This is a genomic window from Agromyces sp. NPDC058110, assembly GCF_042884735.1.
GTDB lineage: Bacteria > Actinomycetota > Actinomycetes > Actinomycetales > Microbacteriaceae > Agromyces.
Genome location: NZ_JBHVTI010000004.1, coordinates 469,903 through 494,170 on the forward strand (window position 1 = coordinate 469,903; position 24,268 = coordinate 494,170).

Here is a 24,268-nt window from a genome sequence, read left to right on the forward strand (position 1 = left end):
TCCTCGGTGTTCTGCGGTGCGGTGGTCTGCGGTGCGGTGGACGTGGTGGGCCGTGCGGCGCGCGCTCAGCGACGATGGAAGACGCCGGCGCGCTTCTCGGCGAACGCCGCGCGCCCCTCGTGCGCGTCGTCGGTGGCGAACGTCACGGTCTGCAGGTCGCGTTCGTAGCGCATGGCCTCATCCTGCGTCATGTTGAACGCGGCGCGCAGGTTCGCCTTCGCGGTCTCGGCGGCGATCGGCGGGCGCGAGGCGATGACGCGCGCCAGCTCGACGGCGCGCTCGAGCAGGCGCGAGGGCTCGACGAGCTCGCTCACGAGGCCCCACCTGAGCGCCATCTCGGCGTCGATCGGGTCGCCCGTCATGAGCATCACGGCCGCGTTCGAGGGCCCGATCGAGTGCGCCAGGAACGTCGACATGCCGCCGCCGCCGATCCAGCCGAGCTTGATCTCGGGTGCGGCGAAGCTCGCCGTCGTCGAGGCGAGGCGGATGTCGCAGATGAGGGAGGTCTCGAGGCCGCCGCCGAACGCGTACCCGTTGACCGCGGCGATCACGGGCTTGCGCGCGGCGCGGATCGCGTCGCAGTAGTCGGTGCGGTTGCGGAACTCCCACGGCGTCGCATACGTGTCGAGCGTGCGGATGTCGGAGCCCGCGCAGAACGCGCGCTCGCCCGCACCCGTGAGCACGATCGCCCGGACCTCGGCCGCGGCATCCGCCCACTCGATCGCGTCGACGAGCGCGTACGACATCTCGGGGGTGACCGAGTTGAGCTTCTCGGGGCGGTCGATCGTGATGATCGCGACGTGGCCGTCGACCTCGGTGCGGATCTGCTCGTGCTGGGGTGCGCTCATGCGTGGCTCCGTTCGGCGATCGACGCGAGGGCGTCGAAGCGGGTGTTGACGGCGGCGATCGTCGCCCGGGCCGGGGCGCCGTCGAGCACGGCGTCTCGCACCAGGGCGGATGCCGCGGACTGGAAGGGCGTGTAGCCGGGCACGCGGGGGCGCACCCAGGACTGCTCGATCGTCGCGAGCGTGTCGCGGTAGAAGCCTCCGGATGCCGCGTTCACGGCGTCGTCGCGCCAGGCGGAACGCAGGCTCGGCTGGCCGTGGTGCTCCGGGATGAACCCGGCCTGCGCCGCGGGCGCGAGCAGTCCGCCGAGGTGGTCGAGCAGTGCGCGCGACGGCTCGCGACGGGTCGTGAAGGCGATGCCGGTGCCGCCGATCGTCGAACCGCGGCGCCCGAACGCCGTCGTCGCCGGGGCGTCGTGGAATCGCAGCGCTCCCCCGGCACCGACGGCGTAGTTCACGTAGCCGTAGACGAGCGGGATGTAGGCGATGTCGCGGTCGCGTCGCATGCGCTCCAGCAGCCCGATCGGGTTCAGCAGGTCGCTGCCGGCCGGGGCGCGGCGGGCGATCGCGGCGAGCACCTCGATCGCCGTCGTCGCGACCTCGACGTCGAGCAGGCCGCAGCCGGGAGCGGTCGCGGGCTCCTGCCCGAACGCCACGCACGCCGACATGAGGGTGAGCAGCGCGTGGGGGCCGGCCAGGCTCAGCGCGACGGGCGCGCCGCCGCGCTCCGCCAGTTCGAGCACCTCGGCCCACGTCGCGGGCGCCGCGTCGAGCCGCTCGGGCAGGCGAACGGCGACCTGGGTCGCGGCGTCGAGCGGCAGCGCCCACAGGCGGCCGTCGAGCGTGTACGACGGCGTGCTCGGGCCGACGGCGGCCGACCGCAGACCGGCGACGTAGGTCGGCGGGTAGAGATCGTCGATGGGCCGCAGCACGCCTGCGGCGAGCGCGTCGCCGAGGTGCGGGTGGTCGAGCACGATCACGTCGTACGTCTCGGCCAGCTCGGCGATGGGGGCCGACTCGAAGCCTTCGAGCGAGTGCACGTCCCACGTGATGAGCGGCTCGGCCTCGGATGAGCTCGCACCGGCCGCGGCACCGGCCGCCGCCTCGAGCGCGTCCCGCCCCCGCGGGTGGTCCCAGGTGAGACCCCGGTAGCCGGTCATCAGACGCCGGCGACGGCGGCCGCGGCATCCGTCGCCCGCGCCGCGCCCGAGGCGAGCAGCGCGTCGATCGCGGCATCGTCGAAGCCGGCCTCGCGCAGCACCTCGCGGGTGTGCTCGCCGACGCGCGGCGCGCCGCGGTCGAGCCGGGGCGGCGTCGCCGAGAAGCGATACGGGAACCCGGGGGTCTTCACGAGCCCCTCGGTCGGGTGCTCGTACTCGATGAAGGTGCCGTTGTGCACGATCTGCGGGTCTTCGACGAGGCCGGCGTAGTCGTTGACCGGGCCGATCCACATGCCGGCGCCGCCGAGCAGGGCGATCCAGTGCGCCGCCGTCTGCTGCCGGAGCTTCGCGGCGGTCTTCGCGTGGATCTCGTCGCGCCTGCTCCACCCCTCGACCTCGCTCGACCAGCCCTCGAACGACGGCTCCTCGATGAGGCGGCCGAGCTCGTGCAGGTCGGCGAACGCGAGCGCGACGTAGCCGTCGCTCGTCTCGAAGACGCCGTAGGGCGCGCGGATGTAGACGTGCGCGTGCGGCTCGGCCGAGCGCTGCTGGGCCTTGCGGCCGACCGTGTACACCGAGAGCTCCTGCATCTGCAGCGTGGTGAGCGCGTCGAGCATGTTGACCGTGACGAGCTGGCCCTCGCCCGTGCGCTCGCGGTGCAGCAGCGCGGCCAGCACGCCCTCGAACGCGGTCGACGCGGTGATCGCGTCGGCGAGGTACTGCCCGGCGGGCGAGGGCTCGTCGCCGTCGCGGCCCGCGGAGTACATGGCACCCGACATGGCCTGCAGCAGCAGGTCCTGGCCTGGGCGGTCGCGGTACGGGCCGTCTTCGCCGTAGCCCGAGATCGACACGTAGACGATCGACGGGTTGATCGCCCGGAGCGACTCGTAGTCGACGCCGAGACGTGCGGCCACGCCCGGCCGGTAGTTCTGGAGGAACACGTCGGCCCCGGCGACGAGTTCGCGGAGCGCGGCCTTGCCCTCCGGCGACTTGAGGTCGAGCGCGACCGAGCGCTTGTTGCGGTTCAGCGACAGGAACGACACGTTGATCTCGTTGCCCGCCGCGCCGCCGGCGGCCGCGTGGCGCTGCCACTCGCCCGTCGTGGGCTCGACCTTCACCACGTCGGCGCCGAGGTCGCCGAGGCGCTGCGCCGCGAACGGCCCCGCCATGGCGATCGAGCAGTCGAGCACCCGGTACCCGTCGAGCACGCCCCGCGCGCCCGTCTCGTGCCCGGTCATGCGGCCTGCTCCTCGTGGTCGTGCACGTTCACTTCTGCTCCTCCCGCAGCGGCGCTGCGCAGCATGGCGTCGATCAGTTCCACCGAGCGGGCCGCCACCTCGACGTCGGAGTTGTTCTCGGTGCTCGCCCCGGTGATGAGGTCGATGAACCGGTTCGGCGGCACGATGCACTCGTACGCGCCCGCGCCGGGCTCCACGTCGATGTCGAAACGCGTGCCGTCGTAGCGGTGCACCCAGGCGCGTTCGCGCTCGGTGTCGAGCATGAGCACGCCTTCGGTTCCGAAGATGCGGATGTCGACCTGGTACGGGTCGCCGTCGGGCACCGTCGCCGCACCCGACAGCGCGCCGAGCGCACCGGTGTCGAAGGTGATCACGGCGGCGTTGAAGAGGTCGACCGCGGCTCCGGCGTTCGAGACCTTCGCCATGACAGATGCCGCACGCAGCTCGCTCAACCAGAACATGAGGGCGCTCGAATGCGTGACCTGCCCGTGCGCGTAGCCGCCGCCGCGCGCCGGCGACTGCCAGGTGCGGGGGTCGGGGCCGCTCGTCTTCGAGTCCCAGAGCGCGCGGATGTGGTTCGTGTCGCCCGCGAACAGGCCGCGCGTCGGCGAGGCCATGACGCACACGACGTGCTGGATCTCGCCCAGGTGCCCGGCCTCGACGAGGCGCTTGGCCTCGACGATGAACGGCTTGTAGTTCCAGCCGTAGGGCGCGAGGAAGTGCACGCCGTGCTCGCGCACCTTGACCGCGAGGTCCCAGCCCTGCGCGGCGTCGAGCGTGACGGGCTTCTCGACGAGCACGTGCAGGCCTCGCTCGATCGCGGCGACGGCCTGCGGGTGGTGCAGGTCGTGCGGGGTCGCGATCACCATGGCGTCGAGCTCCTGCGCGAGCAGGTCGTCGTAGTCGGTCGTGGCCATGCCGAAGCCGAACTGGTCGCGCACGGCGTCGAGCTCGGGCCCGATGCCGCAGACTCCGACGAGGTCGACGTCATCGCGCGCGGCGAAGATCGGGAAGTGGTTGCTCGTCGCCCACCAGCCGGCGCCCACGGCGCCCAGTCGCACGCGGCTCATCGCACCCACCTCCACGTGCGGCGACCGTCGCCGTCGACGGCGGATGCCACGAGCCCGCGCTGCTCGAGGCGCTCGAGGTTGCCCGTCACCGGGAAGACCGAGTAATCGAGCGCGTCGGCGCCCCACGGGCCGAGGGCCGAGCCCGCCTCGCGCACGAGCTCGAGCGTGGTCGCAGGCTCCGCGCGTGCGGCGAGCAGCTCCGACAGGATCACGTCGATGCGCTCGGTGTACGCCTCGCTCTCGTCGAGGAACCGGGCGACGCCCTCGCCCTCGTAGACCGGGTAGTGCGCGGTGAGCAGCAGGTCGGCGTCGAGCGCGCGGAACGCCCGGAGACTCTCGACGTACGGGTCGGTGTCGCGGTACGTGGGCGGGAACGCCGGGCGCCCGTCGGCGAACAGCACGCTCGCGCCGAGCGTCGCGTCGCCGATGAGCAGGGCGCGATTGGCCTCGTCGTACACGGCGACGTGTCCGGGGCTGTGGCCGGGCACGTGCAGCACGCGCACGGTGCGGCCGCCGAGGTCGAACTCCTCGCCGCCCGCGACCCGCAGGTCGACCGGCACCAGGTCGGAGACGGCCCGCAGGTACTCGGTGGTCTCGGGCGGGTCGTCGAAGCCGTCAGTGGCGCGGAACTCGCCGTACCGCTCGTCGATGAGCCGCTGCACGTCTTCGACGAGGTCGGAGTCGAGCGCGTGCGCGACGATCGACGCCGTCGGGATCGCGGCCTTGAGCGCACCGTTGCCGCCCGTGTGGTCGTAGTCGCAGTGGGTGTTGACCGCCCAGCGCAGCTTCTCGCGCGGAATGCCCACAGCGTCGAGGTACGGCAGCAGCGTCTCGGTGATCGACTCGCGGATGCCGGTGTCGACGAGCAGTGCCGCGTCGTCGCCGACGAGCAGGTACAGGGCGACGAACCGCTCGCCCAGCGGCGCCTGGATGCGGTGCAGTCCGGGGCGGACCTCGCCGTGGATCGCGCCGGTCGCGGTCTGCTCCGCCGCTCCGCCGGCCGCGCCGCTCATCGCTCGACCCCGTCGAGCACGACGCGCAGGCCCGCGCGCACCGGCCGCATGTGCGGGCCGGCCGGGTTCGCCCAGCCCTCGCCGCGGCGGGCGCCCTCGATGGCGACCTCGTCGATGCGGATGCCGGCACCCGGCTCGTCGCTCAAGACGATGCCGCCGTCGGCGAACTCGTGGTCGACGTCGATGCCGTCGGCGAACTCGACCGCCTGCACCTCGGTGGTGAGGTGGTTCGGCACGGCCGTCATGACGTGCGCGACGGCCGGGTTGGCGTTGTAGCCGACCGGGCTGATCGGCAGGTCGCGGGCGGCCGCGGCGAGCGCCAGGCGGTGCATGTGGCTCACGCCCCAGATGGCCCCGGCCTGCACGACGTCGGGCGCGCCGGCCTCGAAGAACGGCTTGAACTGGTCGACGCCCGTGAGGTTCTCGCCCGTCGCGACCGCGGCGCGGATGGCCGTGCTGAGCCGGGCGTGGCCCTCGGCGTCCCACCGACGCAGCGGCTCCTCGACCCAGAGCAGGTCGACGTGCTCCTCGAGCGCGCTCACGTATCGCACGGCCTGCTTGACCTGCCAGGACTCGTTCGCGTCGAACATGAGGCCGGGGCGCGAGGTGTTGGCCCCGAGCGCATCGGCGAGGATGCCGAGGCGACGGAGGTCGGCGTCGAAGTCGAGACCGCCCTTGAGCTTGCCCGCCACGAATCCGCGCGAGGCGAACTCGCCGTAGAACGCGGCGAGCTCGTCGTCGCCGAGCGCGATGTCGAGTCCCGACGCGTAGCCGGGCACGAACCGGTCGCGGCCGCCGAGCAGACGCCAGAGCGGTTCGCCCGCGGCCTTCGCCTTGAGGTCCCACAGCGCGGCGTCGAACGTCGCGACACCGCCGTAGGTCGCCCCTGCGTGGCCCGACTTGAACACCTGCGCGAGCATGCGGTCGAAGAGGGCCGCGACGCCGCGCGGGTCTTCGCCGTCGATCGCGGGGAACAGGCGTGCGAGGTCGGCGTGCGAGCCGATGCCCACGCCCTCGACGCCCTCGTCGGTCTCGATGATGACGATGGGCACTTCGGTGACGGCCTCGGTGATGTGGCCGTTCGCGTCGCCGATGGAGCGGCGCCAGTGCTGCTGGGCGGTGAGGGTACGGTACCCGGTGATCTTCATGGGGTCACTCCTTGGTGCCGCCGGCGGTCATGCCCGAGACGAGGAACCGCTGTGCGAACAGGAAGATGAGCAGGATCGGTGCGACCGAGATGAGCGTCGCGAGCGCGAGCGTCGGCAGCTGGATGACGATGCTCGACGCCGTGGTCGGGTTGAACGCCGGCACGTTGGCGAGCAGGTTGGCCAGTCCCACCTGCACCGGGATCTTCGTGCCGCCGACCACGAGGAATGGCAGGAAGTAGTTGTTCCAGTTCGCGACGAAGCTGAAGAAGCCGACGAGCGCGATCACGGGCGTCGCGAGCGGCATCGCGACCTGCGCGAACACGCGCAGCTCGCCGGCGCCGTCGATGCGCGCGGCGTTCAACAGGTCGCGCGAGACCGCGGTCGAGAAGTAGATGTACGTCAGGTACACGCCGAACGGGAAGAACGAGAACGGCAGGATCACCGCGAGCGGGCTTCCGATGAGCTTCGCCGCCGAGAGTTCGAGGAAGATCGGCAGCACGAGCGCCGTGTTCGGGATGAGCATGACGATGAGCGTCACGACGAGCAGCAGCCTGCGGCCCTTGAACTCGATGAGCGCGAGCGCGTAGCCCGCCGGGATGCTGACGACCAGGGTGATGGCGAGCGCAGCGAACGAGTAGAACGCCGAGTTGCCCATCCAGGTCGTGAACACGCCGCTGCCGAAGGCGAACAGCTCGTTCCAGTTCGCCGCGAGCTGGTCGAACGACCCGAACGCGAACGGGCCGTCGAGCAGCAGCTGCTTGTTGGTCTTCGTCGGGGCGAGCAGCAGCCACACGATCGGGAGGATGAAGAAGGCCGCGAACACGAGGAGCACGAGCACGACGACGGCCCGCCCGATCCATTCGCCGGGGGTGAGGGTGTGGCGTTCGCGGCGTTCCGCGCGTCGGCGGGACTCGCCGGTCACGAGGGCGCGAGTGGTCAGGTCAGTCACGTTCGAACAGCTTTCCGCGGAAGATGAAGATCGCCGACAGCCCCAGCGCGACCACGAGCAGCATGACCGAGATGGCGGCCGAGCCCGAGAAGTCGTTCTGCCGGAAGGCGTAGAGGTAGGCGAGCTGGTTCAGGGAGTAGTCCTCGGGCACGACGTTCTTGGTCGCCTGCGCGAGGATCTTCGGCTCGACGAAGAGCTGGGTGCCCGCCGCGAGCGACATGACGCCCATGTAGCTGATCCACTTCGTGAGCATGGGCAGCTGGATGTGCCACGCGGTCTGCACGGGTCCGGCGCCGTCGATGCGCGCGGCCTCCATGACCTCGACCGGGATGTTGTTGAGGGCGCCGTACATGATGACGATCCACGAGCCTGCGCCGGCCCAGAAGGCGATGACCGTGAAGACGACGGGCAGGTTGCCGACGGCGACGACGTTCACGAGCGACTCGAAGCCGAACGCGTGCAGCAGCGCCGAGACCGGGCTGACCGTCGGGTCGAGCACGAACAGCCAGAGCAGCACGCTGGATGCCCCGGCGATGGCGCCCGGGATGTAGAAGAGGAACCGGGCGGACGCGCCGAGCCAGCGCACGCGGATGCCGTGCACCACGATGGCGAGCACGACCACGAGCACGATGAGGCTCACGAGCCAGAACAGCACGTACAGCGCGACGTGCCCGACGGCCGGGAGGAAGCGGTAGTCGCCGAACACGCGCACGAAGTTGTCGACGCCGACGAACTGGCCGTTGCGGGTGAACGAGAGGTAGAGCGCGTACAGCGTGGGCAGGAGCCCGAAGGCCAGCAGCAGCAGGGTGTAGCCGCTGACGAAGACGTACCCGAAGCGGGCTTGGCCGGCGTTGACGCGCGAGGCGCGCCGGGACTCCGGCCGACGCCGCCCCGAGGGGACGGCGTCGACCGGAACCGGAGGTGCGGTGACGGTCACGGTGCTGCTTACTCGACCGAGTACCCGTTGACGGTGGCCTCGTTCTCGAGCTCCTTCTGCCAGGCCGGCAGCAGCGACTCGACGGTCTTGCCCTCGGCGATGCCGGGGATCACGACCTTGGCCCATGCGGTCTCGGGGCTCCACGAGGTGACGTTCCAGCCCGACCAGACCTGGCCCGCGGCATCCGACATCACGGTCTTGAAGTCGTCGTTCACGAAGTAGCCGGCCTCGGCCTGCTTGTCGAGCCACTTCTCGGCGGCCGACGTGTACGCCGGGTAGCCGGAGGAGGCGTCGACCTGGAACTCGTCGGCGCTCGTGACGAATTCGAGGAAGGTCTTCACGGCGTCGAGGTTCTTCGAGTGGCTCGAGGCGTACCAGACGCCGCCGCCCACGTTGCCGGCCGCGACCTCGCCCCCCTCCCAGGTGAGCGGCGCGCTGACGCCGATCTGGCCCGCGGGTACCGCGAGACCGCCCTGGAAGATGGCGCCCGTGTACCAGACCGGGCCGGGTACGCCGACGAGCTTGCCCGCGTACTTCGAGGCGAAGTCGGCGCTGAAGAAGCTGTCCTGCACGAGCGTGCCGTTGGCGAGCATGCCGTCGATGATCTTCGAGATCTTCTCCGAGTTCGCGTCGGCCGTGTCGGAGTGGAACACGTTCGCCTCGGGCGACTGGAACACGGGCGACTCCGAGCCGCCGTAGTAGACGTAGGTCATGAAGCTGTCGCCCATGCTGCCGAGGATGTAGCCGGGGTGCTCGGCGGCGAGCTTGTCGCCGAGCTCACCGTACTCCTCCCACGTGGTGGGCTCGTCGTAGCCGAACTCGTCGAGGAGTTTCTGGTCGTAGTAGAAGACCGTCTGCGCGAGGTCGTTGCGGAGGCCGTAGACGGTGCCGTCGATGGTCGTGTAGTCGAGCGAGCCGGCGGCGAAGCCGTCGAGGAAGTCCTGCTCGATGAAGCCCTTGTTGAGCGGCGCGGCGAAGCCCTGCTCGCCGCTCGTGGTCTGCTTCGACGCCCAGATCGCGTCGTTCTGCTGGGTGGAGAACACGACGTCGGGCCAACCCTCGCCTGCCTGGTCCATGAGGGCGATCTTGCTCTGGAACGAGCCGCTGCCGCCGGCGTTGCCGTCGTAGGTCTCGAGCGTGACGTCGATGTCGGGGTACTTCTCCTGGAACGCGGTGACGGCCGGCTCGCGCGACGCGTCGACCCACACGGTGATGGGGCTGTCGGCGACCTGCTCGGCCTGGGTGAAGCCGAGCGACGTGTCACCGCCGCCCGAGGAGTCGGAGGAGCACGCGGTGAGGGCGAGGAGCCCCGCTGCGGCGGCTGCGGCCACCGTGAGCCGGAGGGCTCGGCGGCGGGAGGACGAGTGCTGTGACATTTCGCATCCTGTTCTGGTCGGCGTCTCTGACGACATGCACCCCAGGGGGCGGGGCGAACTGATTACATCATACGTCTTATCAACACCGCAAGAGACGTCATAGGTATTACTAATTCCGGGCGCTATGCTGTCGCCATGTCCGAATCGATGGCGCCGGCACCCGTGGCCGAGTACCCCACGCTCGCCGCCCGCACCCGCGCACCCCGCCTCGGCGAGTCCGTCGTCGGGGCCCTCGTCGACGCGATCGTGCGCGGCGACCTCGAACCCGGCACCTCGCTGCCCCCCGAGGCCGTGCTCTGCGAGCAGTTCGGCGTCAGCCGCACCGTCATCCGCGAATCGGTCAAGCGCCTCGAGGAGAAGGGGCTCGTCACCGTCGCCCAGGGCCGAGGCACCCAGGTGCTCTCGCCCGACTCGTGGAAGATGATCGACGCGACCGTGCTCGCCGCCCTCGTCGCCCACGACGCCAGCCTCGGCACGCTCGACGACCTCAGCGTCGTGCGCGCGAGCCTCGAGGCCGTCATCGCCAGAGACGCCGCGGCGCGCCGCACGCCCGAGCAGCTCGAACGCCTGCGCGCCGCACTCGAGCTCATGCGCGAGACCATCGACGACGAGCCCGCGTTCAGCGAGGCCGACGTCGTCTTCCACCGCGTCGTCGGCGAGATCACGGCCAACCGCCTCGCCGACAGCATCGTGCGCACGCTCTTCGCCGAGGCGCGCGAGAGCGCCCGCTTCCACCTGCACAGCAGCCTCGACATCACGCTCGAGGAGCACGAGCGGGTCTTCGCCGCGATCGAGGCGGGCGACCCCGACGAGGCCGAGGCCGCGATGCGCGCGCACATCATCGACGCGTGGGAGCGCCGCCGCCCGCCGAACCCGAAGCGCTGATCCGAACGCCGGAGCGGCCCGGGTGCGATGCGCACCCGGGCCGCATCGGCGCCACCGCCGCTGCCTCCCCCGCGTCAGTCGACGAGCGCCCCCGCCGTCAGGTTCGACACGACGCCCGTCATCGACGCCGCTCGATCGGATGCCGCGAACGCGAGGTACTCCGCCACCTCGTCGACGGCCGGCAGCCGCCCGAGCAGCGTGGTCGACGCGAGGCCGCTCCACCAGTCGTCGAGACTCGTGCCGCCGGCATCCGCGATCCGTCCGAACATGTCGAGCGTGTACGAGTCGGATGCGTCGCGGAACGCGTGCGGGCGCACGCACACGACCCGCACGCCGGCGGGGCCGAGCTCGCCGGCGAGCGCCCGCGAGAACCCCTCGAGCCCGGCGCTCTGCGCGGCGTTGCCGATGAGGCCCCGGCCGGTGAGCCTGGCGCCGGGCGTCGAGATCGTGAGGATCACGCCGCTCCCCTGCGCGCTCATGATGCGCGACGCGGCCTTGGCCGTGACGAAGTTCGTGCGCAGGTAGCCGGTGATCGGGTGCAGGTAGTCGTCGAGCGACGTGTCGGCGATCGCGAGCCCCTGCACGTGGTCGAAGCCGACCGCGTTGAGCGCGACGTCGATGCGCCCCTCCCGCGCGAGCACGTCGTCGGCGTGCGCGTCGACCGCGGCTTGGTCCATGGCGTCGACGACGGCGATGGAGACCTCGCCGCCCAGCTCGCGAATCGCGGATGCCGCAGCCTCCAGCCGTGGCAGGCTCCGCCCCGCGAGATGCAGGCGTGCACCCTCGCGGGCGAACACGCGCGCCGTCGTCGATCCGATCGATCCCCCGCCGCCGTGGATCACGGCGACCTTCCCCTCGAGCAGCATCAGGCCGCCTCCTCCGCATAGCGCCGGGCGAACCCCGACATGATCTCGGTCCATCCCCCGGTGTGCAGCTGCACGGCGAGCGCGTCGGGCAGCTGTTCGTGCCTCACCTCGACGACCGTCGCGTCGCCGTCGGGCTCGAAGCTCACGCGCACGACGGAGTCCGTCTGGTGCGTGGCATCCGACCTCCAGGTGAACTCGAGCCGGCGCGGCCGGTCGATCACGGTGTAGGTGCCGCCGTGCAGGAACGCGCCCTCCGGGTCGTTCATCGTGATGGCGAACGCGCCGCCCACGCGCGGATCGATCACCGCGGTCGACGGCTCGCTGCCGTCGCGGCGCATCCACACGGCGAGCGCCGAGGGATCGAGCCACGCGTCGAAGAGCCGGTCGGCGGATGCCGCGATCCGCCGGCTCACCGTCACCACCGCGCTCATCGGGCTGCCCCGCCTTCAGTCGCTTCGTCGCCGCCCGGCGCATCGCCGACCGCGACGCCCGAGCCGCCCGGGACGCCGACGGGCTGCGGGACGCCGACGGCCTGCGCGACGTCGGCCTCGTCGGACGTGACGAACGCCTCGAGGGCGGCCAGCCGCTCCTCCCAGAACGCCCGGTAGCGCTCCATCCAGGCGACGGCGTTGCCGAGCGACTGGGCCCGCAGCGAGAGCACGTGCTCGCGCCCGCGCACGTCGCGATGCACGAGCTCGGCGCGCTCGAGCACCTTGATGTGCTTGCTCGTGGAGTTGAGCGAGATCGGGAACTCGCGTGCCAGGTCTGTGACCCGCGCGTCGCCGTCGAGCAGGCGGTCGAGGATCGCCCGCCTGGTCGGGTCCGCCACCGCGCTGAGCACGGCGTCCAACGTATATTCACCCATACGGGTGAATATACGCCGGCCGCGGGCGGACGTCAATCACCCGGAGGTCATCCACCCCCGTGCGCAACTCCGGATGCCGCGGGCGACACGCCGCCCGGACCGACCTGGCGCGCGGCGTGTCGCCCGCGGCATCCGGAGTTCTGCCCGTTGGAAGCGGCAGCGGGTCAGCGCACGACGATGCGATCGACCCAGATGAGGTTGCCGCCCGTGTTCGAGTTCAGCTGCACCGTGACGTCCGACCGGTTCTTGACGCGAACGTCGAACGAGACCGTCGCGTACTGACCGGCGGGAAGCTTCGGCACGAGCACCGGGCCGCCCACGGCCTTGCCGTCGACGAGCAGGCTGAACGTGGCATCCGACTGCTCGAATCCGTCGCGAATCGAGTTCAGCGTCACGTCGACGCGGCGCCCCGGATCGACGCCCTCGAAGGTGATGCCGTACGTTCCGGCACCGCCGTCACCGAAGTTCATGAGCATCACCTCGCGCCCGTTCGACGCGTTCGCGGCGGTCTGCGGCAGCCCGCCGAGCCCGCAGCAGTCGAGCCAGGTCGAGGCCTCGGCGTACTCGGCCTCGTACACGCCGCGGCCCTTCGAGAAGTCGGGTGCCGTGAACGCCTTCGCGCGTCGATCGGCGCCGGTCCAGAACCGTTGGTCCGAGAGCTCGGCCTTCACGCGCTCGAGGATCTGCGGGTTCGCCTCGAGTCGGCTGTCGCCCCAGTACCCCGCATTGCAGGCGCCGGGACCGGTGCACGCCCAGTTGCCCTGGGCGTCCCAGTCCGTGTTGATGTACGTGAACGAGCGGATGACGTCGCGGTTCGCCCGCACGAAGTCGAAGGTCGGCGCGAACCACTCGCTCCAGACCTCGTCGACGCTCACGGGCGTGCGCTGCGCGTAGGGAGCCGGCGAGCCGTTCGCGAAGATGCACGATACCGTGAGCTCGCCGAGGTCGTAGCCCTGCGGGGACGCCTCGGCGACGATCACGGGCTTCGCGTGCGCGCGGGCGAAGTCGAGCAGCGAGTCCTGCACGACGCGGGGCGGGGCAACCGTCGTGTCGGGTGCGCCGGGCTCGCCCCGGTCGCACGACCACGGACGACCGGGCTTCGACGAGCTCTCGGCGGCGAACCGCGAGAGGCCCATCCAGTCGACGGCGTCGTCGCCCGGGTACCAGCGGTTCCAGTGGGATGCCGCGTCGCCGGCGACGATCGCGCCCGCCGCGTCGTACGCCCCGGCGCCGACGACGGCCTGCTCTGGGATCGCCGCACCCCACGCCGCCGTCTGCCAGACGGTCGCGACGCGCTTCGCCTTCAGCACGTCGATGCGGTGCGCGATGTAGCGGAACGCGGCGACGTAGGACTCCGGGTCGTACCCGTTCCAGTGCCCGTCGAACTCGTAGCCGATCTTGAGGAACACGTCGCGCTTCGTGGCATCCGCGTACCCGATGAGCTCGTCGATCCAACCGCGGTACTTCGCCATGGTCGCCGCGTCGACGCTCGCGTCGCCCGCGATCGCGCGCAGCCCGAGGTTGCGTCCCGGCGTGCCGAGGTCCTGCGAGTAGTCGATGAGCTCGAGCCCGATCGTGAGCGCGCCGTCGTAGCGGCTCAGCACCTCCTCGAAGTCCGTGCGGCCCACACGGTAGTCGACGGGGCTCCACAGGCCGTTGAGCGGCGTCAGCCCGTTGACGCTCGTGAACAGCGAGACACCGCTCGGCTGCGGGAACCGGCGATCGGCGTCGAGCACGGTCGATGCGAACGTCTCGAGCGTTCCGCCGTCCTGGCCGAGGATGAAGTCGACCTTGCCCTGCTTCGGGAGGTTGACGGCACCGGCGAGCGGGTCGCGACCGCCGCCCGTCGACGCCGCGGCCATCGGGGATGGTGCGGCGGGGGCGGCCGCCGCCGCGGTCGGCAGCGCGCCGACGAACAGCGCCCCCACGATCAGGGTGGTGATGAGGCTTCGTTGCTTCATGGCTCCTCCGGATTCGAGACTGGCCCGCACGCGATCGCGGGCGGGGTGGATCTTCGGGGTGGGTTGCGAGGCGGGCCGCGTCAAACGTCTCGGACCGTGGCGCGCGACATCCGCTCGTCGTCGACGGAGACCGCGTGCACCGGGCCCGTGAGCTCGACGCGCTGCGCCCGGTCGAGGTCGGTGCACGACTCGCCCGCGGCGAGCAGCACCGAGCCGGGTTCGACGATGCGGGCGAGGTCGACGCCCGAGAACGCGAGCCTCGTGGCGGGCACGACGAAGTCGACGACGCACCGCTCCCCCGGTTCGAGGTGCACGCGCGCGTACGCCACGAGCTGCGACAACGGCCGCGTGACCGAGGCGTACTCGTCGCGCGCGTAGAGCTGCACGACGTGCGCGCCCGCGCGGTCGCCCGTGTTCGTCACGGCGACGGATGCCTCGAGGCTGCTGTCGGTCGGCACCTCGGCGCGCACCCGCACGAGCTCCTGCTCGAACGACGTGTACGAGAGGCCGAACCCGAAGGGCAGCACCGGCGTCGTCGCCACGGTGCTCACGTTCGACGGCGCACCGAGCGTCGGATGCAGGTACGTGAATGGCTGCGCCCCCGCCGATCGCGGCATGGTCACGGGCAGCCGGCCCGACGGGTTGACCTCGCCGCCGAGCACGCGCACGATCGCGGCGGCGCCCTCCTCGCCGGGGAAGAACGACTGCACGACGGCGGCGCAGCCCTCGAGCGCCCAGTCGATCACGTAGGGCCGACCCGTGAGGAGCACCAGCACGACGGGGGTCCCCGTCGCGAGCACCGCCTCGACGAGTTCGCGCTGCACGCCCGGCAGTTCGAGGTCGTCGCGGTCGCAGCCCTCGCCCACCGTGCCCCGGCCGAACAGGCCGGCCTGGTCGCCGACGACGACGATCGCCAGCTCGGAACCGGCGGCCGCCGCGACCGCGTCGGGGATTCCGCTGCGGTCGGCGTCGTCGACGGCGCAGCCCGCTTCGTGCACGAGCACGGCTCCGGCGAGGGGGCCGTCGGTCGCCGCGGAGGCCGCGCGCAACGCTTCGAGCACGGTCGGCGCCGCGATGCCCATGGGCACCTCGGGGTGGTGGCCGAGCACGTGGTTCGTGAACGAGTAGCAGCCGAAGAGCGCGGCGCTGCGGTCGGCGTTGGGCCCGATCACGGCGATGCGGCCCGGCGCGGCGAGCGGCAGCACGCCGTCGTTGGCGAGCAGGATCACGGATGCCTCGGCGAGCTCTGCCGCGATCGCACGGTGCGCCGGCGGGTCGAGGTCGATGGGGGCGGCGTCGCCCTCGGGCTCGGCGAACGTGGCGTCGAGCAGGCCGAGCCGCTCCTTCTCGGCGAGCACGCGCACCACGGCGCGGTCGACAAGACCCTCTTCGACCGCGCCGGCCCGCACGAGCGCGGCGAGCGGCTCGAGGTAGGCGTCGCCGGTCGGCAGCTCGATGTCGACGCCGGCGGCGAGCGCGGCCGCAGCGGCACGCCCGAGGTCGGGCGCCACCTGGTGCAGGGAGTGCAGGAACGCGACCTCGAAGTAGTCGGCGACGACGGTGCCGTCGAAGCCCCAGCGCTCGCGCAGCAGCCCGGTGAGCAGCGCGGGGTCCGCCGCGACCGGCACGCCGTCGATCTCGGCGTACGAGGGCATCACCGATCGCGCGCCCGCGTCGAGCACGGCCATCTCGAACGGGATCAGCAGGGTGTCGGCGACCTCCCGCGGCCCGGCGGAGACGGGGGCGAGGTTGCGCCCCGACTTCGAGGCCGAGTAGCCGACGAAGTGCTTGAGCGTCGCGACGATGCCCTGCGACTGCAGCCCGCGCACGTAGGCGGAGCCCAGCGTGCCGACGAGGTACGGGTCCTCGGAGATGCACTCCTCGACGCGCCCCCAGCGCGGGTCGCGGATCACGTCGAGCACAGGCGAGAGGCCCTGGTGCACGCCGATCGCGGCCATCGACTCGCCGATCGCGGCGCCCATGCGCTCGACGAGCCCGGGGTCGAACGCCGCACCCCACGCGAGCGGGGTCGGGAACGTCGTGGCCCGCCAGGCCGCGAGGCCGGTGAGGCACTCCTCGTGCGCGATGGCTGGGATGCCGAGGCGGGTGTTCGCCACGAGGTGCCGCTGGAAGGCGCGCAGCCACGCCGCGCGCTCGATCGGGTCGACCGGCGCCGTGCCGAACACACGGGTCAGGTGGCCGAGCCCGTTCGCCGCGAAGCGCTCGAGGTCGACGGCCTCGACCATCTCGTCCTGCAGCGGGGCGACGACCGCCCCGCCCTCGTCGACCCAGAACCCCACGAGCTGGGCGAGCTTCTCGTCGAGGGACATCTGCGCGAGCAGGTCGCGGACGCGGTCGGATGCCACGGGCGCGAGCCGCGGCATCCGCTCGAGGAGGTCGTCGGACAGGTCGAGGGTGTCGCTCATGCGGCTCGTTTCGGTGACGTCGGTGAGGGAGGAAGGAAGAGGGGCGGCCGTCACGACTTCAGCGCGCCGTCCATGATGCCGCCGACGATCTGCCGGCCGAGGAGCACGAAGATGAGCAGCAGCGGCACGGTCGCGAGCACGGTGCCCGCCATCTGCACGCCGTAGTCGGTGACGTAGGCCTGCGACTGCAGCTGCCGCAGCGCGACCTGCACCGTGAACGCGTCGGGCGAGTTCAGCACGATGAGCGGCCAGAAGAAGTCGTTCCACGCGCCCATGAACGCGAACAGGCCGAGCACCGATGCGGCGGGCCGGATCGACGGCAGCGCGATGCTCCAGAAGACGCGCAGGCTCCGCGCACCGTCGAGTCGGGCGGCGTCGACCAGTTCGTCGGGCAGCGAGTTGTCGATGGCCTGGCGCATCCAGAAGACCCCGAACGCGGTCACGAGCCCCGGCACGATGAGCGCCCGCAGGTCGTTCACCCAGCCGAGCTGGGTGACGATCATGAACTGCGGCACGACCGCGAGCTGCAGTGGCACCGTCATGGTGCCGACCACGAGCACGAGCAGGGCGTTGCGACCCGGGAAGCGCAGCTTCGCGAACGCGAACCCGGCGAGCGCCGAGAGCAGCACCTGGCCGATCGCGATCGCGCCCGAGACGAGCACGCTGTTCAGGAGGTTCAGCCCGAACGGCACCGCCTCGAACACCTGGGCGGTGTTGGCGAGGAACTGGTCGCCCGGCACGAGCACCGGCGGCACCTTGTTCACCGACGACGAGTCGTTCGAGGCGACCACGAACATCCAGTACAGGGGGAACAGCGAGAGCAGGGTCGTGACGCCGAGCACCAGGTAGGTGAACCAGCCGACCCTCCCGGGAGTACCGCGCCGGCGCCGCGTGCGGGGTGCGCGACGGCTCGGTCCGCGCCCGGAGAGCGCGTCGGGCAGGTCGCGGGAGACGGTCTCCGCGAGGGCGGTGGTGGTCACTTCGCCCCCTCCTTCCTGGTCATGCGGCCACGCAGGCGAACCCGGCCGAGGCCATTCGGCCGCGTCTCGTCGGAGGCGATGCGGCTCGAGAGCGTGAGGTTGACCACCGTGAGCACCACGATGATGAGGAACAGCGCCCACGCGATGGCGGAGCCGTAGCCGAAGTCGAGGTTGCGGAACCCCTGTTCGTAGAGGAAGAGCGCGAGCGTCTGGAACTGCCGCGACTGGCCGCCCGTCACGCCGCCCTGCCCGCCGAAGATGAGCGGCTCGGCGAACACCTGCAGGCCGCCGATGGTCGACACGATGACGGTGAAGATGATGGTGGGACGCACCTGCGGGATCGTCACGGCGAAGAACTGGCGGATGCGCCCGGCGCCGTCGATCTCCGCGCTCTCGTAGAGCGACCTCGGGATGGACTGCATGGCGGCGAGGTAGATGAGCGCGTTGTAGCCGGTCCAGCGCCACATGATCATCGTCGAGATGGCGACCTGGCTCGCGAAGCCCTCGCGCACCCAGTCGATGCGGGAACCTCCGAACGCCTCGATGACGGTGTTGATCATGCCGTAGTCGCGCCCGAACAACTGGGTGAAGACGATGCCGACGGCCAGCACCGAGGTGATGTTCGGCACGAGCACGGCCATGCGGAACCCGGTCTTGAACTTGAGGAGGGCCTGGTTCAGCACCGCGGCGAGCACGAGCGCGAACGCCAGCTGCGGCACGGTCGAGAGCACCCAGATGCTGAGCGTGTTGCCCGCGGCGTTCCAGAACCGTGGGTCGGCGACGAGGAAGGCGTAGTTCTCGAGGCCGATGAAGGTCTTGTCTCCGATCGGGTTCCACTCGAAGAGCGAGATCACCGCGGTGTAGACGAGCGGGAACAGCCCGAACAGTCCGAACACGATGAAGAACGGCGCGATGTAGAGGTAAGGGGTGATCGGCACCCGGTGGCGGCGCCGCGATGCCGGCGGCCGTTCGGGTTCCGCTGCGCCAACGCGCGGCGCGTCGGCGATGGTGGTCGTGGCCACAGTGCCTCCGAGGGGCATGGGCCGGAGCCGCGACGAGGCACGGCTCCGGCCGGGTGAGGGGGTTACTTGCTGTCGAGCTCGAGCGCGATGGCGTCCATCGTCGAGTCCCACGCCTGGTCGGGCGTCTCCTCGCCGCTCTCGACGCGGTCGATGCCGAGGCCGAACTCGCGCAGGATCGCGCGCTCCTTCGGGCCCTCGTAGACGGGCTTCAGTGCGAGCACGCTGTCGGAGTAGATCTTGCCGACCGGGGCACCGGAGAAGAACTCGCTCGTGAAGCCCGTGAGCGCCTCGTCGGTGTACAGCTCGGGGGTCGACGGGAAGTTGCCGAACTCCTTGAACACCGCGAGCTGGTTCTCGGGGGTCAGGATCGTCTGCAGCATGTCGTAGGCGAGCTCGGGGTTCTTCGCGTTCTTCGGCACGGTCATCTGCGAACCGCCCCAGTTGCCGCCGCCCTCGGGCAGGGTGACGACGTTCCACTTCCCGGCGGTGTCGGGCGCCTGGCCCTGGATGTAGTTCATCATCCACGCGGGGGCGAGCTGCACCGCGTAGTCGCCGTTGGCCATGGCGGTGTTCCACTCGGGGCTGAAGGCGGCGAGGTTGGCCGAGATGCCCTTCGCGCTCGAGGCGAGGTCCCACGCCTTCTGCACCTGCGGGTTGGTGTCGTACACGAGGGTGTCCTCGTCGGCGTAGAACTTCTCGTCGCCCTGGTTGTAGACGGTCTGGAAGAAGAGCCCCGCGTCGTCGAGGAACGGCTTGCCGGTCTGCTCGGTGTACTGCTCGCCGACGTCGACGAAGTCCTCCCAGCTCGACCAGAGCCCCTCGACACCTGCGCTGTCGCTCGGCAGGCCGGCCGCCTCGAACAGGTCGGTGCGGTAGGCGAGCGCGAGGCCGCCGACATCGGTGGGCAGGCCGAAGACCTGGCCCTCCGGTCCGACGCCCTGCTCCCAGCGCCAGTCGAGGAAGTCGGCCTTCAGGTCGTCGGCGCCGAGATCGCGCAGGTCGACGAAGTAGTCGGCGCTCGGCTTGAACGCCGAGCTGTACCCGGTCTCGACGAGCGCGACATCCGGAACCGCCCCGGACGCGAGCGCGGTGAGCAGCTGCTCGTGGTGGGGGTCGAACTCGCTCGTCTTGATCTCGACCGTGTTGCCGGTCTCGTCGGCCCAGGCCTGCATGGAGTCCTCGAGGCCGGTCGCGCCGAAGGTCCAGACGCTGAGGGTCTGGCCGGTGGGCAGTTCGCCGTCCGCGCTCGGCGCGTCGGTCGCGCCGGAGCATCCGGCCAGGAGGCCGGCGGTCGCGAGGGCCGCGACTCCCGCGGCCGCGAGGCGACGTGATCTCATGTCTCTCTCCTTTGAGAAGAAGTGCTGTGGTGGGGGGAGGAAAGATCGAAGAAAGCCATGGGCAACTTTCTTCGATCCTTCCGTGGAATGCACGCTAACGGTGGTGCAGAATGATGCTCAAGCCGAGCGAACAACTCGACCGAAACCCATACGAAACTTTCTCTCGATTGAGCACTGAAGGAGCGGCCAATGCGCGTCACTATCGCCGAGATCGCGAGCATGGCGGAGGTCTCGGTGCCCACAGTCTCGAAGGTGCTGAACGGCCGACCGGGCGTCTCGGCCGAGACCCGCGACCGGGTGCTCGAACTGCTGAGCGAGCACGACTACGCGCGCCGGGGTGCGTCGGCCAGGCAGCGCGTCGGCCTCGTCGACTTCGTCATCTTCGACCTGTCGACCACGTGGGCGCACCAGCTCATCATCGGCGCCGAGAGCGAGGCCGCGCGTGCCGGCGTCGGGCTCGTGGTGACCTCCACCCACGGACGCAGGGCGGGCAACCGGCACTGGATCCGGCAGCTCTCGGCCAGGCGCTCCGACGGCATCGTGCTCGTCGTCTCCGAGCTGCAGGCCGGCGCCGAGGCCGAGCTCGCCCGGCTCAACACCCCGATCGTGCTCATCGACTCGCACGGCGGCGCCGACTCCACGGCACCGATCGTGGCCGCCACCAACTGGGCCGGCGGGCTCACCGCCACCGAGCACCTGCTCTCGCTCGGGCACCGCCGCATCGGCATCGTCACCGGCCCCGAACGCCTCGCCTGCTCGCGCGACCGCCTCGACGGGTACCGCGCCGCGCTCTCGCGCGCCGACATCCCCTTCGATCCCGACCTCGTCGTCTACGGCGACTTCCGCGTGGCGGGCGGCGAGGCCGGCGCCGAGCGGTTCTTCGCCCTCGACGACCGGCCGACCGCGATCTTCGCCGGCTCCGACCACCAGGCGCACGGCGTGTACCTCGCCGCGCAGCGGGCCGGGCTGTCGATCCCCCGCGACCTGTCGGTCGTGGGCTTCGACGACGTCGACCTCTGCAAGTGGATCTCGCCGAACCTCACGACCGTGCGCCAGCCGCTCGGCGACATGGCCCGCGAGGCGACGCGCATGGTGCTCGAGCTCGGCGACCCCGACGTCGAGGTGGAGCCCTCGCGGCGCATCGAGCTCGCGACCTCGCTCGTGGTGCGCGACTCGACCGCACCGCCGCCGACCCGCTCGCGCTGAGCGGTCAGAGCGCCGCGCCGACCACCGCCTCGCCGAGCGGCGTGCGCAGGTGCAGCACGCGCGCGCCCTCGCGGCGGCTCGCGACGAGCCCGCTCCCCCGCAGCACCGCGAGATGATGCGAGGCCGTCGAGATCGCGAGCCCCGCGTCGACCGCGACCTGCGAGGTCGTGCGCTCGGCATGCGCCGCGAGCAGGATCTCGGCACGCGCCGGCCCGAGCAGCGCTCCGAGGGCCGCGGCCGCTGAACCCGGGTCGCGCGCCCACGTCTCGGTCACACCCTGGGCGGGGTAGAACAGCGTGGGCTGCGCCGGCGGCTCGGTGAGCACGGAGCATCCGTGCGTCCAGGTCATGACCGCCGGCACGAGCACGAGCCCGCTGCCGCGGCAGTCGAGCGCCTCGCGGTGCATGCGGAGCTCCACGCGCACGGCGTCGTCGCCCCACTCGACCGTGCGGTGCAGCGAGCCGACCATGCCGCCGAGGCCCTCGGTCGCGATGCGCCTGGACCGCACGGCGATGTCGGCGCGCAGGATGCGCTCGAGCTGCGGCCAGACGGGGGCGAGCACGGCCTGCCACATCTGCTCGAAGGCGTCGGCGATCATGGCCCGCGCCCGCAGCGGTTCGTCGTGCATGCGGCGGATGGCGCGCTGCCGCTCCCCCGTCGACCGCGCGATCATCTTCGCGAGGTCGGCCCTGACGAGCTCGGCCGGCACCTCGCGGAGCCGCGCGAACTCGTCGCCCGGCTGCATGTCCCAGGCGGGCGTCGCCGTGAAGAAGTCGGGGAAGTACCCCTCGGCGCCGATCACGACCCGCATCAGGTCGAAGGCGTCGCCCGGCAGCGTCGAGCGCACGCTCCGGAGCCACCCCCACTGCAGCGGGTGCTCCTCGGGCCGCTGCAGCACGCGGATGGCGTTGCAGAGCTCGTGCCCCGGCGAGACGCCGAAGCGGATGGCCGAGACGTCGCCCGGCGCGAGATGGAACTCCACGATGTTTCGATCCACATCGAAACAATAACGCGGGCGGATGCCGCGGGCGGAGCCTTGCAGCACAGGCCGACCACCGGCATCCGCTCCCCTCAGACGAATCGAGACCGCTCATGATCACCGCATCCGGCCCCGCCGAGATCACCCTCGCCCCCACGACCGACCCGCCCGTGAAGCCGGCCGTCGCCGACCTCGTGACCGACGACGAGCTGCGCATCGGCACCGGCCGCACGCGCCGCTTCGTCGGCGTCGAGCACGGGTCGGGCGTGTCGTACTTCCACGTCGACTACGAGCCGGGCGAGGGCACCGACCTGCACTGGCACCCCTACCCCGAGACCTGGGTCGTGCTCTCGGGCGACGCGACGCTCACGATCGGCGACCGCCGGGTGGCGGCGACGGCGGGCGACACCGCGACCGTGCCCACGGGCGTGTGGCACAAGTTCGAGAACACCGGCACGACACGGCTCGAGGTCTTGTGCATCCACGCCTCGGCCGTCATCATCCAGACGTGGGCCGACTGAGCCCGCCCTTCGAGAGGAACACCATGAGCTTCCAGGCCTACCTCGACAACATCGAGACGAAGACCGGCCTCACGCCCCGCCAGTTCGTCGAGCTCGCGCACGAGCGCGGGTTCGACGAGACCACGAAGGCCACGCCGATCGTCGCGTGGCTCGCCGAGGACTACGGCCTCGGCCGCGGCCACGCGATGGCGCTCGTGCACGTCATCACCAAGGGCCCGCAGATCAGCGCGAAGCACGTCGAGTCGGGCACCGCGCACAGCGACCCGACCGACACCCTCTGGCTCGACGGGGCCGCGACGAACCCGAACCTCTAGCGCGCGGCGCCCCATCGCGCAAGGGAGTGCCGAGCGCGGCCGTTCCCGTCGACGATGGGGGCATGACCGAAACGGACGATGCCGTCGTCGCCGACTTCCGGGCGGGCCGCACCCCGCCCGGCATGCACCGGGAACGGCTGCTGCTGCTCACCACCACCGGGCGACGCACGGGCGAGCCGCACACGACGCCCATGATGCGCCTCGCCCTGCCCGACGCCGACCACGTCGTCGGCTCGGCGAACGCCGCGCCCGAGGACCCGGAGTGGCTTCGCAACCTCCTCGTCGACCCCCGCGTGCACGTCGAGGTCGACGGCGCGGCCTACGACGCGACCGCGGTCGTGCTGGGTGGAGCCGAGCGCGACCGCGCCTGGGACTCGATCCTGCAGCTCGCGCCGTTCTTCGCCGACCATCAGGCGAAGGTCGACCGCACGCTGCCGGTGGTGCGCCTCGAGCGGCGGCCTGCGGCCTGACCGCGCGTCCGCCGCGCCGGCGGGCCGTCGGGCCGTCGGGCCGGATGCCGGCAGGCCGGATGGCAGCGGGTCGGATGTCGGATGTCGGAGGGTGGCGGCATGCTGCTCCCATGGGCATCGAGGTCCGACCGGCAACCGTGTTCGACGACGTGGCGACCATGGTCGGGCCGAAGCGCCCCGACGCGAACGTCTGCTTCTGCCTGAGCTACCGCATCGGGTCGAAGGAGAACCTCGCGCTGAAGGGGCCCGCCCGAGGCGAGCGCGTGCGGGAGCTCTGCGCCGAAGACCCGCCGCCGGGGGTGCTCGCCTACGACGGCGACGAGGTCGTCGGCTGGGCCGCGGTGCACCCGCGCGCCGACACGAGCTTCGCGCGCAACCGCAAGATCCCGCACGTCGACGACCTCGACGTGTGGTCGGTGTGGTGCATCCGCGTGCGCCCGGGGCACCGAGGTGCGGGCATCTCGCACGCCCTGCTCGCCGGGGCCGTCGACTTCGCGCGCGATCGCGGCGCACCCGCGATCGAGGGGTACCCGGTCGACAACCGGGGCAAGAAGGTCGACCTCACCATGGCCTACGTGGGCACGCGCAAGCTCTTCGAGCGAGCAGGCTTCGAGAAGGCCGCCGACACGACGTCGGTGATCAACGGCTTCCCGCGCGTGCTGATGCGCCTCGACCTCGCGCCGGCCGGGTAGCGGAACGC

Annotated in this window: 24 protein-coding genes; 6 read left to right on the top strand and 18 right to left on the bottom strand. The window is 71.4% G+C overall.

Annotation, left to right across the window (positions count from 1 at the left end; translation table 11 throughout):
• Window positions 1–65: 65 nt before the first annotated feature.
• Genes ACFVS8_RS12385 through ACFVS8_RS12425 form a run of 9 tightly spaced genes read right to left on the bottom strand, consistent with a single transcriptional unit; the run spans window position 66 to window position 9,736 of the window.
• Window positions 66–848 carry an enoyl-CoA hydratase/isomerase family protein gene (locus ACFVS8_RS12385; RefSeq protein ID WP_387062362.1) on the bottom strand — a complete coding sequence of 261 codons (783 nt, stop codon included), beginning with the start codon at window positions 846–848 and terminating at the stop codon, window positions 66–68.
• Complete coding sequence (locus tag ACFVS8_RS12390) at window positions 845–2,005, bottom strand: hypothetical protein (protein WP_387062365.1); 1,161 nt, start codon at window positions 2,003–2,005, stop codon at window positions 845–847. The genes ACFVS8_RS12385 and ACFVS8_RS12390 overlap by 4 nt, the downstream gene beginning before the upstream one ends.
• Entirely contained in the window at window positions 2,005–3,243 is a 1,239-nt protein-coding gene (locus ACFVS8_RS12395; protein ID WP_387062368.1) for a CaiB/BaiF CoA transferase family protein, read from the bottom strand. The genes ACFVS8_RS12390 and ACFVS8_RS12395 overlap by 1 nt, the downstream gene beginning before the upstream one ends.
• The gene (locus tag ACFVS8_RS12400) at window positions 3,240–4,313 is read right to left on the bottom strand and encodes a Gfo/Idh/MocA family protein (protein ID WP_387062371.1); all 1,074 of its coding nucleotides are present in this window, start codon (window positions 4,311–4,313) and stop codon (window positions 3,240–3,242) included. Before ACFVS8_RS12400 ends, ACFVS8_RS12395 begins: the two co-directional genes overlap by 4 nt.
• The gene (locus ACFVS8_RS12405) at window positions 4,310–5,326 is read right to left on the bottom strand and encodes an MBL fold metallo-hydrolase (protein ID WP_387062374.1); all 1,017 of its coding nucleotides are present in this window, start codon (window positions 5,324–5,326) and stop codon (window positions 4,310–4,312) included. The genes ACFVS8_RS12400 and ACFVS8_RS12405 overlap by 4 nt, the downstream gene beginning before the upstream one ends.
• Window positions 5,323–6,474: a mandelate racemase/muconate lactonizing enzyme family protein gene (locus ACFVS8_RS12410; protein WP_387062377.1), complete on the bottom strand. Its 1,152-nt coding sequence runs from the start codon at window positions 6,472–6,474 to the stop codon at window positions 5,323–5,325. The genes ACFVS8_RS12405 and ACFVS8_RS12410 overlap by 4 nt, the downstream gene beginning before the upstream one ends.
• 4 nt (window positions 6,475–6,478) lie before the next feature.
• Complete coding sequence (locus tag ACFVS8_RS12415) at window positions 6,479–7,423, bottom strand: carbohydrate ABC transporter permease (protein ID WP_387062381.1); 945 nt, start codon at window positions 7,421–7,423, stop codon at window positions 6,479–6,481.
• Window positions 7,416–8,360, bottom strand: a complete 945-nt coding sequence (locus ACFVS8_RS12420) for a carbohydrate ABC transporter permease (RefSeq protein WP_387062383.1) — start codon at window positions 8,358–8,360, stop codon at window positions 7,416–7,418. Before ACFVS8_RS12420 ends, ACFVS8_RS12415 begins: the two co-directional genes overlap by 8 nt.
• An 8-nt stretch (window positions 8,361–8,368) precedes the next feature.
• Window positions 8,369–9,736 (bottom strand): ABC transporter substrate-binding protein, encoded by a 1,368-nt coding sequence (locus ACFVS8_RS12425; protein ID WP_387062385.1) that lies wholly within the window; start codon window positions 9,734–9,736, stop codon window positions 8,369–8,371.
• Between the two features lie 135 nt (window positions 9,737–9,871).
• Here ACFVS8_RS12425 and ACFVS8_RS12430 point away from each other — a divergent pair, with 135 nt between their 5' ends.
• Window positions 9,872–10,621 carry a FadR/GntR family transcriptional regulator gene (locus tag ACFVS8_RS12430; protein WP_387062387.1) on the top strand — a complete coding sequence of 250 codons (750 nt, stop codon included), beginning with the start codon at window positions 9,872–9,874 and terminating at the stop codon, window positions 10,619–10,621.
• A gap of 74 nt (window positions 10,622–10,695) precedes the next feature.
• Here the strand turns inward: ACFVS8_RS12430 and ACFVS8_RS12435 are convergent, their stop codons facing one another.
• The 8 genes from ACFVS8_RS12435 to ACFVS8_RS12470 all read right to left on the bottom strand — a co-directional run bounded on the left by ACFVS8_RS12435 (window position 10,696) and on the right by ACFVS8_RS12470 (window position 20,078).
• Window positions 10,696–11,487 carry an SDR family NAD(P)-dependent oxidoreductase gene (locus ACFVS8_RS12435; protein WP_387062389.1) on the bottom strand — a complete coding sequence of 264 codons (792 nt, stop codon included), beginning with the start codon at window positions 11,485–11,487 and terminating at the stop codon, window positions 10,696–10,698.
• Window positions 11,487–11,918, bottom strand: coding sequence for an SRPBCC domain-containing protein (locus ACFVS8_RS12440; RefSeq protein ID WP_387062392.1), 432 nt, complete (start codon window positions 11,916–11,918; stop codon window positions 11,487–11,489). Before ACFVS8_RS12440 ends, ACFVS8_RS12435 begins: the two co-directional genes overlap by 1 nt.
• Window positions 11,915–12,352: an ArsR/SmtB family transcription factor gene (locus ACFVS8_RS12445; protein WP_387062395.1), complete on the bottom strand. Its 438-nt coding sequence runs from the start codon at window positions 12,350–12,352 to the stop codon at window positions 11,915–11,917. The genes ACFVS8_RS12440 and ACFVS8_RS12445 overlap by 4 nt, the downstream gene beginning before the upstream one ends.
• 164 nt (window positions 12,353–12,516) lie before the next feature.
• A complete protein-coding gene (locus ACFVS8_RS12450; RefSeq protein WP_387062398.1) occupies window positions 12,517–14,313 on the bottom strand; it encodes a hypothetical protein in 1,797 nt (598 codons plus the stop codon).
• Between the two features lie 80 nt (window positions 14,314–14,393).
• On the bottom strand, window positions 14,394–16,739 hold the full coding sequence (locus ACFVS8_RS12455) for a glycoside hydrolase family 3 N-terminal domain-containing protein (RefSeq protein WP_387062401.1): 2,346 nt from the start codon (window positions 16,737–16,739) through the stop codon (window positions 14,394–14,396).
• 50 nt (window positions 16,740–16,789) lie between these two features.
• Window positions 16,790–17,719, bottom strand: a complete 930-nt coding sequence (locus ACFVS8_RS12460; protein WP_387062404.1) for a carbohydrate ABC transporter permease — start codon at window positions 17,717–17,719, stop codon at window positions 16,790–16,792.
• Entirely contained in the window at window positions 17,716–18,741 is a 1,026-nt protein-coding gene (locus tag ACFVS8_RS12465; RefSeq protein ID WP_387062407.1) for a carbohydrate ABC transporter permease, read from the bottom strand. The genes ACFVS8_RS12460 and ACFVS8_RS12465 overlap by 4 nt, the downstream gene beginning before the upstream one ends.
• A gap of 62 nt (window positions 18,742–18,803) precedes the next feature.
• Entirely contained in the window at window positions 18,804–20,078 is a 1,275-nt protein-coding gene (locus ACFVS8_RS12470; protein WP_387062410.1) for an ABC transporter substrate-binding protein, read from the bottom strand.
• 189 nt (window positions 20,079–20,267) lie between these two features.
• On the opposite strand from ACFVS8_RS12470, the gene ACFVS8_RS12475 reads away from it, so the two are divergent.
• On the top strand, window positions 20,268–21,284 hold the full coding sequence (locus ACFVS8_RS12475) for a LacI family DNA-binding transcriptional regulator (RefSeq protein WP_387062412.1): 1,017 nt from the start codon (window positions 20,268–20,270) through the stop codon (window positions 21,282–21,284).
• Window positions 21,285–21,288: 4 nt separating this feature from the next.
• Here the strand turns inward: ACFVS8_RS12475 and ACFVS8_RS12480 are convergent, their stop codons facing one another.
• Window positions 21,289–22,281, bottom strand: a complete 993-nt coding sequence (locus tag ACFVS8_RS12480; RefSeq protein ID WP_387062415.1) for a DUF5937 family protein — start codon at window positions 22,279–22,281, stop codon at window positions 21,289–21,291.
• Window positions 22,282–22,376: 95 nt separating this feature from the next.
• Between ACFVS8_RS12480 and ACFVS8_RS12485 the strand changes: the two genes are divergently transcribed.
• From ACFVS8_RS12485 to ACFVS8_RS12500, 4 genes are all read left to right on the top strand, one after another.
• A complete protein-coding gene (locus ACFVS8_RS12485) occupies window positions 22,377–22,784 on the top strand; it encodes a cupin domain-containing protein (protein WP_387062418.1) in 408 nt (135 codons plus the stop codon).
• 23 nt (window positions 22,785–22,807) lie between these two features.
• Entirely contained in the window at window positions 22,808–23,098 is a 291-nt protein-coding gene (locus tag ACFVS8_RS12490; protein ID WP_387062420.1) for a DUF4287 domain-containing protein, read from the top strand.
• Window positions 23,099–23,160: 62 nt separating this feature from the next.
• Window positions 23,161–23,568, top strand: coding sequence for a nitroreductase/quinone reductase family protein (locus tag ACFVS8_RS12495; RefSeq protein ID WP_387062423.1), 408 nt, complete (start codon window positions 23,161–23,163; stop codon window positions 23,566–23,568).
• Between the two features lie 110 nt (window positions 23,569–23,678).
• Window positions 23,679–24,260, top strand: a complete 582-nt coding sequence (locus ACFVS8_RS12500; protein ID WP_387062426.1) for a GNAT family N-acetyltransferase — start codon at window positions 23,679–23,681, stop codon at window positions 24,258–24,260.
• Window positions 24,261–24,268: the final 8 nt, after the last annotated feature.